The 11623-nt window shown below is 70.7% G+C and carries 10 protein-coding genes; 3 read left to right on the forward strand and 7 right to left on the reverse strand.

The window, feature by feature from the left end:
* Window positions 1-179: 179 nt before the first annotated feature.
* The 6 genes from ACZ3HL_RS40305 to ACZ3HL_RS40330 are packed head-to-tail and all read right to left on the reverse strand — an operon-like array spanning window position 180 to window position 5882.
* Entirely contained in the window at window positions 180-851 is a 672-nt protein-coding gene (locus tag ACZ3HL_RS40305) for a phosphate signaling complex PhoU family protein (protein WP_465536963.1), read from the reverse strand.
* A complete protein-coding gene (locus tag ACZ3HL_RS40310) occupies window positions 848-1585 on the reverse strand; it encodes a metallophosphoesterase family protein (protein WP_465536966.1) in 738 nt (245 codons plus the stop codon). Before ACZ3HL_RS40310 ends, ACZ3HL_RS40305 begins: the two co-directional genes overlap by 4 nt.
* Window positions 1582-2391 (reverse strand): hypothetical protein, encoded by an 810-nt coding sequence (locus ACZ3HL_RS40315; RefSeq protein WP_465417876.1) that lies wholly within the window; start codon window positions 2389-2391, stop codon window positions 1582-1584. The genes ACZ3HL_RS40310 and ACZ3HL_RS40315 overlap by 4 nt, the downstream gene beginning before the upstream one ends.
* Window positions 2388-3443, reverse strand: coding sequence for an NAD-dependent epimerase/dehydratase family protein (locus ACZ3HL_RS40320; protein WP_465417878.1), 1056 nt, complete (start codon window positions 3441-3443; stop codon window positions 2388-2390). Before ACZ3HL_RS40320 ends, ACZ3HL_RS40315 begins: the two co-directional genes overlap by 4 nt.
* Before the next feature lie 28 nt (window positions 3444-3471).
* Window positions 3472-4518 (reverse strand): FUSC family protein, encoded by a 1047-nt coding sequence (locus ACZ3HL_RS40325; RefSeq protein WP_465536968.1) that lies wholly within the window; start codon window positions 4516-4518, stop codon window positions 3472-3474.
* Entirely contained in the window at window positions 4518-5882 is a 1365-nt protein-coding gene (locus ACZ3HL_RS40330) for an aldehyde dehydrogenase family protein (protein WP_465536970.1), read from the reverse strand. Before ACZ3HL_RS40330 ends, ACZ3HL_RS40325 begins: the two co-directional genes overlap by 1 nt.
* Before the next feature lie 107 nt (window positions 5883-5989).
* Here ACZ3HL_RS40330 and ACZ3HL_RS40335 point away from each other — a divergent pair, with 107 nt between their 5' ends.
* Genes ACZ3HL_RS40335 through ACZ3HL_RS40345 form a run of 3 tightly spaced genes read left to right on the forward strand, consistent with a single transcriptional unit; the run spans window position 5990 to window position 10644 of the window.
* Window positions 5990-8095, forward strand: a complete 2106-nt coding sequence (locus tag ACZ3HL_RS40335; protein ID WP_465536973.1) for a catalase — start codon at window positions 5990-5992, stop codon at window positions 8093-8095.
* Window positions 8096-8134: 39 nt separating this feature from the next.
* On the forward strand, window positions 8135-9622 hold the full coding sequence (locus ACZ3HL_RS40340; protein ID WP_465536976.1) for an HAD-IIIA family hydrolase: 1488 nt from the start codon (window positions 8135-8137) through the stop codon (window positions 9620-9622).
* Complete coding sequence (locus ACZ3HL_RS40345) at window positions 9619-10644, forward strand: glycosyltransferase family 9 protein (RefSeq protein WP_465536978.1); 1026 nt, start codon at window positions 9619-9621, stop codon at window positions 10642-10644. The genes ACZ3HL_RS40340 and ACZ3HL_RS40345 overlap by 4 nt, the downstream gene beginning before the upstream one ends.
* On the opposite strand, the gene ACZ3HL_RS40350 is transcribed toward ACZ3HL_RS40345, so the two are convergent.
* On the reverse strand, window positions 10607-11461 hold the full coding sequence (locus ACZ3HL_RS40350) for an SDR family oxidoreductase (protein ID WP_465417888.1): 855 nt from the start codon (window positions 11459-11461) through the stop codon (window positions 10607-10609). The two genes, ACZ3HL_RS40345 and ACZ3HL_RS40350, sit on opposite strands and share 38 nt — an antisense overlap.
* Between the last annotated feature and the right edge of the window lie 162 nt (window positions 11462-11623).

An 11623-nucleotide genomic window follows, 5' to 3' on the forward strand; every position in this document is an offset into this window, starting at 1 on the left:
CCCCGAAAGTCCCTGTCGCGACTGATGATCGGCGGCCTCCGGCGCGCCCCCCTTCGAAGGATGTGTCGGGGTACCACGTACTTTGCGAAAGCCACTTTCGCAACACTGAAGGTTGCGAAAGTGGCTTTCGCAACACCCGCCGCCGTCCCTATCCCAGCCATGAGGTCTTCGCGTGAGCCTCAAAGCGCGGCGTGCACATCCCGCACCGAAGACTCGGGCAACTCCCCCGTGAGCGCGAAGTCCACCCGCCGCGCCACGGAAACCACCTGGTCCGCGAACCGCTCGTAGAACCGCGCCAGCAGCGCCACCGAGATCGCGGGCGCGACCCCGTGGGGCCAGCCCGGCTCGGTGACCAGCGTCATCAGTTCTTCGTACAGCGCGTCGACCCGCTCATCGGATCGGGCGAGCGAGTGGAACACCTCCGCGGTCGGTCCCTCGATCGCCGCGCCGAGGTCGTCCGCCATCGAGCACACGAGCCCGGCCATCTCGCCGAACCGGCCGGCGAGCGCGTCGGGGACGGCGAATTCCGGCGCTCGCACGGCCTGGTCGGCGATGTGCTGGGCGAGGTCGCCCATCCGCTCCAGCCGGTCGGCGCAGTACACCGCCGCGAGCACGGTCCGCAGGTCGCGCGCGACCGGCGCCTGCAGGGCGAGCAGTTTCTGCGCGGTCTCCTCGCACGTGGTCCGTGCCGCGTTCAGTTTCGCCTCGACCGCCGCCAGTTCGGCGGCGGCTTCGGCGTCCCGGTCGAGGAAGACCCGGTTCGCGAGGCGTAGTTCCTCGCAAGCCATGCCGCACATACTCGACAGGAGCTCGCCGAGAACGCTCAGTTGACCATGGAATCGATCCCTCATGTCAGCACTTTCGCAGGTTCGAGCACGTACGTCGCGTACGCCGCGCGGATCACCGGCTGGGCGACGTTGCGCACGGGGACCCCGCCCGGGCTGACACCCTGCTCGCTGCCGTAGTGCGCGTGCCCGTGCACGGCGAGCGCCACCTGTGCGTCGTCGATCGGCTCGCACAGCAGGTACGACCCCAGGAAGGGGTAGATTTCCGGCGGTTCGCCGTGCAGGGTACCGGGGATCGGCGAGTAGTGCGTCAACGCGACGGTCACGTCGGGCTGCTCGTGTTCGAGCCCCTCCAGCGCGGTGCGCAGCCGCTTGGCGGCCGCCATGGTGTGTTCGACGAAATCCTTCATCTCGCGTTCGCCGAACCGGCTCGCGCATTTGCCCGCGAATCCGCCACCGAAGCCTTTCACCCCGGCGACGCCGAGCTTCCCGCCGTCCAGGTCCACTGTGGTGGCCGAACCCTCCAGAACGGTGATCCCGCTTTCCTCCAGCAGCCCGCTGACCGCTTCCGCCTCGTCCGAGTGGTAGTCGTGGTTGCCGAGCACCGCCACCACGGGCACGTCGAGCCCGGCGAACTCGTCGGCCACCACCCTGGCCTCCTCGACGCTGCCGTGCCGGGTGAGGTCGCCCGCGAGCAACAGCACCTCGGCGTGTTCGGCGATGTTGTCCAGTGCCGGCCGCAGCAGGCCTCGGTTGTCCTCCCCGAGGTGGACGTCCCCGACCGCGGCGACCCGGATCACCGGATCTCCTCGGCGTGCGACGGCTCGCGGACGTCCGCGGTCCGGACGTCGTCGTGCACCAGCTCGGCCGCGATGTGTTCGCAGACGACCGCCTCGATGTCGGCCTTGCGGTTGGCGCACGGGACCTCACCGCTGAGCCGGACCTGGTCGCCGCGCACGGTGACGTGCACGCCGAGTTCGGCGGTCCTCGGATCCTCCGCCAGCGCCTTGGTCAGCCTGGCGACCAGGTACTGGGGCGCTTCCTGGGGCATCGGAAGCTCCTTTCCGTCGATGATGGACAGTGCCGCGAGCAGGGTCAGGAACGACCACGCGTACGGCGATTCGGCGGTCTCCTCCGCCACGCGGTGCCAGTCGACCTGCTCGCGGAGGTCACGGGCGATCCGCAGCAGCGGCCCGAAATCGCATCGGTGCGGGCCGAGCACGAGCGTCTTGTCGACGAGCAGGTCGGTCCCGTTGAGCACGGGGGCGGCGGTCGCCCCGACCCGCATCAGCGAAGCGCGGTCGAGCATCTCGTCGGTGACCGGCCGATGGTTGGGCCGGAAGATGAGGTCGACGAGGCAGTCGCCGTCGTAGACCTTGGTGAGCCAGTCCTCCGGCGGATGCACCCGTCTCAGTCCCGCGGCCTCCAGCGCGCCCGCCGCTTCCTCGATGTCCTCGTGTTTGAGGAAGAGGTCGACGTCGTGGTCGGACGGCGGGCCGCCCCGCGCGTACACGGCGAGGCCGCCCGCGACGGCGAACCGCACCGAAGTACCGTCCAAAGCGGACACCACCTTGGTCAGCGTGTGCAGCAGTTCCTTCTCGTTCACGGTCGCTCCCCCACCCCGGTGGCCAGTTCGTGCCACCGGCCGACGTCCGGTTTCAGCGGTTCGGTCGGGAATCCCTCGCCTTCCCGCAGTCCCTTGAGGAACGCTTCGATCGCGTCCTCCGACGAGTACCGCGGCGTCCAGCCCAGCTCTTCCCTGGCACGCGTGCAGTCCATCACCGGGAGATGGAGCACGGCTTCGAAGAGTCCCGGCGTGGCCGGGATCAGGTGCAGCGACCAGGCCGCGGCGAGCGCGTGCCGGACGAAGGAGGCAGGCACCTTCACCGGTTTGGCACCGAAGATCCGGGCCAGCGCACGGGTGTCCAGCACCGGGTCGGCGGCGATGTTGAAGGCGCCCTTGACGTCCTGGAGCGCGCAACGACGGTACGCGTCGGCCACGTCTTCGGTGTGCGCGGTCTGGATCCTCAGCTGCGGGATGTCCGGAAGGATCGGGACGAGCGACGGCCGCACGAGCTTGCCGGGCACGAACGGGCCGCCGAAAAGGCGGCGCTGTTCGGGTGCCGCGGCCTTCTGGAAGAGGAATCCCGGACGCACCCGCACCACCCGCATCCGGGGATGACCGCGGTCGAACGCCTCGAGAACCCTTTCCACATAAGCCTTTTCCCGGGTGTACGCCGCCTTGGGTGAGCCGTGCGTCGGCCAGTCCTCGGTCACCGGGTGGTCGTCGTCCCGCGGCGAGTACGCGCCGATCGACGACGCGTAAACCAGCGACGGCACCCGCATCGCCTGCGCTGCTTCGAACACCCGGATCGAACCCAGCACGTTGGCCCGCCAGGTGACCTCGGGCCGGTGCGTGGGCTGGAAGAGCCAGGCCAGGTGGATCACCACGTCGGCGCCGTCGAACACGGCCCGGAGGTCGTCGCGGGCGACGTCGGCGGTGACGAACTCGGTCTTCGGGCTCTCCCAGCGACTGGGTCGCCTCGCCAGTCCGACGATCGAGCCGACCTCGGGATCGGAACCCAGCGCGCGCACCACCGCCGTCCCGACGTTGCCGGTGGCGCCGGTGACCACGATCCGCTTGCCACTGCTGCTCATGGGTACGGTTACCCGCCGTCGCCCCGGCTTAATCGGCGCGAAGCCGCTGGACGAGACGGCGGGCGGGCAGCGCCATCGCCCCCAGTCCGATCGACGTGGTGACCTCGTCGGTGGGGGTGAGGAGCAGGTGGTCGATCTCGTCGAGCAGCCCGCGGCATCGATCGAGTTCGTCCGGGTCACCCGACCGGGCCACCTCGGCGAGTGCTCCGAGCAGGTCGGCGACCACCCCGCGCGCGTGCTCGCCGGGATGCCGGAACGGCTGATCGCTCCGGGCGGCCTCGCTCACGGCGTCGATCAGCTGGGCGAGCGGCTGCCACAGCGAAATGAGGTTCGACAAGGGCTCGTCGCCGGTTTCCCGCCGTCCGCGCAGGTTCAGGTACCGGCCCTCACGGGACCAGCCGATCGCGTCCTCCGCCTCAGCGGCCAGGCTGCGGACGTCCTGCAGGCGACCGTCGAGGGCGTCGGCCGAATCCCCGCCGCGCACCAGTTCCGCGGTCTCGTCGAGGACGTCGGCGATCGCCGCGGCCAGCCGCGAGGTCGCCTCCCGCAGGCGCCGGCCGTGCAGCGGCGGCAGGATCACCGCGTTGAGGATCGCGCCGATCGCCGCGCCCAGCGCCGTTTCCAGCAACCTGTCGGCGAGCAGGACGGGCTCGGTCGCGTTGCCGTACGTGATCAGCAGCATGCCGGTGATCCCGACCCACACCCCCGAATCGCCGAAACCGCGCCAAGAGCCGATCAGCAGTCCGACGAAGATGACCAGCCCGAGCGCCACCGTCACCGACGGAACGAGCTGACCGGCACCCGCCGCGAGCAGCACCCCAACACTGACGGCGCCGACCTGCTGCGCCCAGCCGCGCAGGGAGCGGTAAACGGTGGCCTGTACCAGGAACACCGCCGCGTACGGCGCGAGGAAGGGTTGCGGCAGCCGCAGCACCGCCGTCGCGACGATCCAGGCGATCACGGCCGCGGCCGCGGCTTTCGTGGTCTGGACGAGACTCCGGCGCTCCTCCCCCGGAACCCGGAACGCCCGGGCGGTCCAGGCGAACGGCTCCGTCCATCTGTGCCGGGCGCCCATCACGGCCCCGGGGGCGCCATGTGGACGACCTTCGTCTGCGTCATCTCGTCGAGCAGTTCGGGGCCGTAGCCGTAACCGCTGCCGCTGGCACCCCGCGGATGGGCGGCACCGCCGGGCGCGCCGCCGAAGACATTGTTGATCTTCACGGTCCCGACCGGGAGTTCGCGCCAGGCCCGCTGCGCGTGCGCCATCGAGGGGGTCAGCACCGTGGCGGCGAGGCCGTATTCGCCGTCGGCCGCCTGGCCGAGCGCCTGCTCGAAGTCCGCGACCACGGTCACCGGCGCAACCGGGCCGAACGTCTCCTCGCGGAGAATCCGCATCCCGGAGGTACATCCGGTGAGGACGGTCGCCGGGTAGAAGGCACCCGGGCCGTCCGGCACGGTACCGCCGACGAGCGGATCGGCACCTTGCGCGATCGCCTCCGCGACCTGGGCGTGTACCCCCTCGCGGTGACGCCGATCGACGAGCGGGGCCAGTTCGCGATGGCCCGCCTCCGCGACCAGCGCGGTGAGGAAACCTTCCGCGACGTCCTGGTGCACCAGGATCCGTTCGACCGAGACACAGATCTGCCCCGAGTTCGCGAAAGCCCCGGTCGCCGCCTGACCGGCCGCCCAGACCGGATCCACGCCGGCGTCGACGACGAGCGGAGCGTTGCCGCCGTTCTCCAGCAACGCCTTGGCGCCGGTCTTCGCCGCGCTCGCCGCGATCGAACGTCCCGCGACGGTACTGCCGACATGCGCGACGACGTCGGCGTCCGCGTGGGCCGCGAGTTCGGCGCCGACGCTCCCGTCACCCTGAACGGTTTGCAGCACTCCCTCGGGGAGCGCCTCGGCCAGCATGTTGCCCAGCCAGGCGCCGGTGTGCGGGCAGCGTTCGCTGGGCTTGTGCACCACCGTGTTCCCCGTGACCACCGCGGCGCCCAGCAGCCCGCAGGCCACGGCGACGGGGTCGTTCCACGGGGTCAGCGCGACGACCACGCCCCGGGGCTCCGGCACCATCAGATCGGTGGCCGACGGATCCCCCAGCAAGGACCGCCCGCGGTGCACCGGGCCCAATTCGGCGTACTGCTCCAAGGTCGCGGCCCCGGCGAGGACGCCTTCTTCGGCCTCGTCGCGGGGTTTTCCGGTCTCGCTCTCGATGAGGACGGCGAGTTCACCCGCCCGCTCGCGGAGCGACCTGGCCGCGTCCTTCAGCGCGATCCCGCGTTCGGCCGCCGGTGTGGCGGCCCAGCCCGGTGCCCGCCGCCTCGCCATGGCGATCGCCGCGGCGACGCCATCGGGGGTCGCCGCCTTGACGCTGCCGACGAGCCTGTCGTCGGCAGGGTCGCGGATCTCCAGCACGGCCGGCCGGTCCACCGTCGTCATTCGCACCTCCTCGAAGTTTCCTGCGCGCCGGTTACCCGGTGTCGTTTTGCCGAAACAGTGCCGGGGTAGCCGCGAGGGACGACCACCACCACGAAGGGGCGACACCTGTGGCACAGCATCGAGAAGACGCGAAGGACGAACAACTGGGCGGAAGCCGTGTGGACCCCGGGCAATCGGCGCTGACCACCCAACAGGGTGTTCGCGTCGACCACACGAATGACTCCCTGACCGCGGGAGCCCGGGGCCCGACACTGCTGGAGGACTTCCACGCCCGCGAGAAGATCACGCATTTCGACCACGAGCGGATCCCCGAACGGGTCGTGCACGCGCGCGGTGCGGGCGCCTACGGCTTCTTCGAGGCCTACGACGACGCGCTGGCCGACTACACGGTCGCGGAATTCCTCACCAGCGGTGAGAAGATCCCCGTGTTCGTGCGGTTCTCCACCGTCGCCGGATCGCGCGGCTCGGCCGACACCGTCCGCGACGTCCGCGGCTTCGCGACGAAGTTCTACACCCGGCAGGGCAATTACGACCTCGTCGGCAACAACATGCCGGTGTTCTTCATCCAGGACGGCATCAAGTTCCCCGACTTCGTGCACGCGGTCAAACCCGAACCGCACAACGAGATCCCGCAGGCCCAGTCGGCGCACGACACCTTCTGGGACTTCGTTTCGCTGCAACCGGAAAGCCTGCACATGGTGCTCTGGCTGATGTCCGATCGCGCGCTGCCGCGCAGCTACCGGATGATGCAGGGCTTCGGCGTCCACACGTTCCGGCTCGTCAACGCCGAGGGCAAGGGCACCTTCGTGAAGTTCCACTGGAAGCCCATGCTCGGCACGCATTCCCTGATCTGGGACGAATGCCAGAAGATCGCGGGCAAGGATCCCGATTTCAACCGGCGCGACCTGTGGGACGCCATCGAGTCCGGGCAGTACCCCGAATGGGAGCTGGGCGTCCAGCTGGTGGACGAGGACTCCGAGCACGACTTCGATTTCGACCTGCTGGACGCCACGAAGATCATCCCCGAGGAGCAGGTGCCGGTGCGACCGGTCGGGCGGATGGTGCTGGACCGCAACCCCGACGACTTCTTCGCCGAGACCGAGCAGATCGCCTTCCACACCGCGAACATCGTCCCGGGTATCGACTTCACCAACGATCCGCTGTTGCAGGCACGGAACTTCTCCTACCTCGACACGCAGCTGATCCGGCTCGGCGGCCCCAACTTCTCCCAGCTCCCGGTGAACCGGCCGATCGCGCCGGTGCACACGAACCAGCGCGACGGGCACGGCCAGCAGAACATCCACCAAGGACGGACGAGCTACTTCCCGAACTCGCTCGGCGGCGGCTGCCCGGCGATCGCCGATTCCGGCGTCTTCCGGCATTACACCGAAGCCGTGGCGGGCCACAAGATCCGGGAACGCAGCGAGAGCTTCAAGGACTTCTACAGTCAGGCGACGCTGTTCTGGAACAGCATGTCCCAGGTCGAACGCGAGCATATCGTCGCCGCGTTCCGGTTCGAACTGGGCAAGGTCGAGGACCGGGAGGTCCGGGCGCGGACCGTCGCCGAGCTCAACAACGTCGACCACGACCTCGCGGCCCGGGTGTCCGAGGGGATCGGGGTGACCGTGCCCGCCGCTCCCGCCACACCCCATCACGACCGCACCTCCCCCGCGCTTTCCCAACTCGACCAGCCCTCGGTCGCCCCGACCGGCCGGAAGGTCGCGGTGCTCGCCGCCGACGGGGTGGACACGATCGGCGTCCGCCGCCTGGTCGAGGCGCTGACCGAGCAGGGCGCGATCGCCGAGGTCCTCGCGCCGACCGAAGCCGAGCTCCGGCCGGGTGGTGAAGGGGATCCGCTACGGCCGGACAGGCAGCTCAACACCATGGCTTCGGTGCTCTACGACGCCGTCGCCGTGCCGTGTGGCCCGAGCGCGATCAGTGTCCTCGAACGCGACGGGTACGCGGTGCACTTCGTCGCCGAGGCGTACAAGCACGGCAAGCCGGTGGCCGCCTTCGGTTCGGGCTTGGACCTGCTGCGCCGGGCCGGGGTGACCTCGAAGCTGGCCGACGACACCGAAACGCTGATCGACCAGGGCGTGGTGACCACCACGGCGGCCGAGGCGACCCTGCCCGACGGCTTCTCCGCCTCGTTCCTCGCGCAGCTGGGCGAACATCGCTCATGGGTGCGGAAGACCGACTCGATCCCGGCCTGACCGGAGTTTGCGACCGCGGCACCCGGGTACCGGAAGAGGGTGAGCGACCTCGACTACACGATCGTGATCCCGACGACCGGCCGGGAGAATCTCCACACGCTCCTGGCCGGGATCGAAGCCGCCGGAGAGCCCCGGCCCGCCCGGATCGTCGTCGCCGACGACCGGCCCGGCGGCGACGATCTGCGGCTTCCCTTGTCCAGTACGGAAATCGAAGTGGTCCGCTCCGGCGGACGAGGTCCCGCCGCGGCCCGCAACGCCGGCTGGCGGCGCGCGGAGACCGAGTGGATCGCCTTCCTCGACGACGACGTGGTCATCGGCTCGGACTGGCCACGGAAACTCGACGGCGATCTCCGCCCGCTCGGGCCGGACACGGCGGCGTCGCAGGCGCGGCTCGTCGTACCGCTGCCGCCGGACCGCCGTCCGACCGACGACGAACGCGGAACGGCCGGGCTGGAGACGGCCAGGTGGATCACCGCCGACATGGCCTACCGCCGGTCCGTGCTCACCGAGGTCGGCGGTTTCGACGAACGTTTCCCCCGTGCCTACCGGGAGGACTCGGATCTGGCCTTGCGGGTGGCCAAGGCGGGCTACCTCATCGCCCGGGGTGAACGCGTCACCGTCCATCCGCCCAAGCGGTCGGGTCCGCTGGCGAGCCTGCGCGCCCAGCGGGGCAACGCCGACGACGCGCTCATGCGGCACGAACACGGTGTCCTCTGGCGGCAGCAGACCGGAGCCGGACACGGACGGCTCGACCGGCACGCGCTGGCCACCGCCGGCGCCGCCGGGGCCGTCGCACTGTTCGCGCTGGGCCGCCGTAAGGCCGCGGCCGCGGCGGCCGGGGTGTGGGCGGGACTGACCGCCGAGTTCGCCGCGCGCCGGATCGTGCCGGGGCCGCTCACCCCTGGCGAGATCTCGCGGATGCTCCTGACCAGCGTCCTCATCCCGCCCGCGGCCTGCTGGCACCGGCTGCGCGGGGAGCTACGGCGCCGGCTGGCCCGGCGGCCGCACGCTCTGCTGTTCGACCGGGACGACACCCTCATCGTCGACGTCCCCTACCTCGATGATCCCGACGGTGTCCGTCCCGTGCCCGGCGCCAAGGAACTCCTGCACGGCGTGCGGGCGGCCGGAATCAGGGTCGGCGTGGTCAGCAACCAGTCCGGGGTGGCGAAAGGCCTGATCACCCCGGATCGGCTGGCCGCCGTGAACGCCCGTGTCGAACAGGTCCTCGGCCCGTTCGGCACCTGGCAGGTCTGCGTGCACGACGACGGTGACGGCTGCTCCTGCCGCAAACCCGCGCCGGGGCTGGTACGCCGGGCCGCGGAGGCACTCGGCGTGGACGTCCGCCACTGCGTGGTCATCGGCGACACCGGTGCCGACGTGGACGCCGCCCTCGCGGCCGGAGCCCGCGGGATCCTCATCCCGACCGCGCGGACCCGGCCGGAGGAGATCGCCCGCGCCCGTCGCCGGGCGACCGTCGCGCGGGACCTCGCCGAGGCCGTTCACCTCGCCGTCGCGGGGACTCGATGAACGTCCTGGTCGCGAGGATGGACAACCTCGGCGACGTCCTGCTCGCCGGTCCCTGTGTCCGCGCGGTCGCGGCCGGAGCGGAGCGGGTGGTCCTGCTGACCGGGCCGCGAGGCCGCGCCGCGGGCGAACTGCTGCCCGGCGCCGACGAGGTCATCAGCTGGTGCGCGCCGTGGATCGACCCCGAGCCCCCGCCCGTCACCCCGGAGGACACCGACGCGCTCGTCCGGCGCTTGCGCGAGTTCTCCTTCGACGCGGCCCTGATCCTGACGTCGTTCCATCAGTCCCCGCTCCCGCTGGCGCTGCTGCTGAGGCTGGCCGGCGTGCCGTGGATCGGCGCGATCTGCGAGGACTACCCCGGATCGCTGCTGGATCTGCGGCACCGGGTGCCCGGTGACCCGCCGGAACCGGTGCGGATGCTTTCCCTGGCCGAGGAGGCGGGCTTCTCGTTGCCGCCCGGCGACGACGGCGGTCTCGCGGTCCGCTGGCCCCTGCCGCCGGTGGAGGAGCTGGTCGGCGACGAGGACTACGTGGTCGTCCATCCGGCGGCGTCGGTCCCGGCCAGGCAACCTTCCGCCGAACGCTCGGCCGCCATCGTGCGGGCGCTGCTGACCGCCGGACGCCGCGTCGTCGTCACCGGGTCACCGTCGGAAAGCGCCCTGACCAGGCAGGTCGCCGGGGACGCACTCGACCTCGGCGGCCGCACGGGATTGCCGGAACTGGCGGCCGTACTCGCCGGCGCGGACGTCGTCGTGGCACCGAACACCGGCCCCGCCCACCTCGCGGCAGCCGTCGGGACCCCGGTGGTCTCGCTGTTCGCGCCCGTCGTGCCGGCGTCGCGCTGGGCTCCGTATGGCGTGCCGTCCGAAGTGCTCGGCGACCAGCGGGCGGCGTGCCGGGACAGCCGGGCCCGGGTCTGCCCCGTGCCCGGCCATCCGTGCCTGGACCGCCTCGCGCCCGAGGCCGTCGTCGACGCCGTCGGGCGCCTCAGCCGGGTGTGGTCTCGCCGCCCAGCGCGGCGATGACCTCGCCGCTGTAGTACGACGAAAGCCGGTTGGACGCGAGGAAGACGTACGACGGCGCGAGGTCGTCGGGATGCGCCGCCCGCTCGAACGGGACCTGGAGACCGAACTTCTCCACCTTCTCGGGCGGAAAGGTCGACGGGATCAGCGGTGTCCACACCGGACCGGGCGCGACGCAGTTGATCCGGACGCCGCGATCGGCCAGCGCCTGCGCCATCGCGTACGTCCAGGCGTGCACGGCACCCTTGGTCGCGGAGTAGTCGATCAGCGACTTGTTGCCACGCAAGCCGTTCACCGAGCCGGTGTTGATGATGACCGACCCCTCACCCAGATGGGGCAACGCTGCGTTGGTCACCCGGAAGAAGCTGTGGATGTTCACGTCGAACGTGTGGGTCCACTGCTCGTCGGTCAGCTCTTCGGGGCTGTCGACCGGCCACTGCGTGGCGACGTTGTTGACCAGGATGTCCAGGCCGCCCAGCTCCTTCACCGTCCGGTCCACGATCTCCCGGCACTGCGCCGCCTCGGCGAGGTCACCCGGCAGGAGGAGACACTCGCGCCCTTCAGCGCGTACGCGTTCCTCGGTGTACTTCGCGTCTTCGTGCTCGTTGAGGTAGGCGATCGCCACGTCGGCGCCTTCCTTCGCGAAGGCGATGGCGACCGCGCGGCCGATCCCGGAGTCACCGCCGGTGATCAACGCGCGCTTGCCCGCCAGCAGCTCGCGGCCCTCGTAGTCCTCCATGGAGTCACGAGGCGGCGGGTCCATTTTCGACGTCACGCCCGGCGGTTCCTGCTGCTGCGGCGGGCGTAGCTTGTCTGGCATCGGGTTCCCTCCCGTCGGGTGCTTTCGCCGAGGGTTACCCGGATGGCCGCCTTCTCGAACATGCCCGGTCTGGTGTCGCCGGCCGATCACCCGGACCGAACGTTGGGGAATGCCCGTTTGGCAACTTGTATGTTTGGGAACATGGGTTAGGAACCCCCCCCC

This window comes from Amycolatopsis sp. NPDC000009 (assembly GCF_055563465.1).

Excerpts from the sequence above, each read along its gene's own strand:
- ACZ3HL_RS40320 (WP_465417878.1), bottom strand. The coding sequence starts at position 3,443 with ATGAGCAGCAGTGGCAAGCGGATCGTGGTCACCGGCGCCACCGGCAAC.
- ACZ3HL_RS40350 (WP_465417888.1), bottom strand. The coding sequence starts at position 11,461 with ATGCCAGACAAGCTACGCCCGCCGCAGCAGCAGGAACCGCCGGGCGTG.
- ACZ3HL_RS40345 (WP_465536978.1), top strand. The coding sequence starts at position 9,619 with ATGAACGTCCTGGTCGCGAGGATGGACAACCTCGGCGACGTCCTGCTC.
- ACZ3HL_RS40305 (WP_465536963.1), bottom strand. The coding sequence starts at position 851 with ATGAGGGATCGATTCCATGGTCAACTGAGCGTTCTCGGCGAGCTCCTG.
- ACZ3HL_RS40325 (WP_465536968.1), bottom strand. The coding sequence starts at position 4,518 with ATGGGCGCCCGGCACAGATGGACGGAGCCGTTCGCCTGGACCGCCCGG.
- ACZ3HL_RS40330 (WP_465536970.1), bottom strand. The coding sequence starts at position 5,882 with ATGACGACGGTGGACCGGCCGGCCGTGCTGGAGATCCGCGACCCTGCC.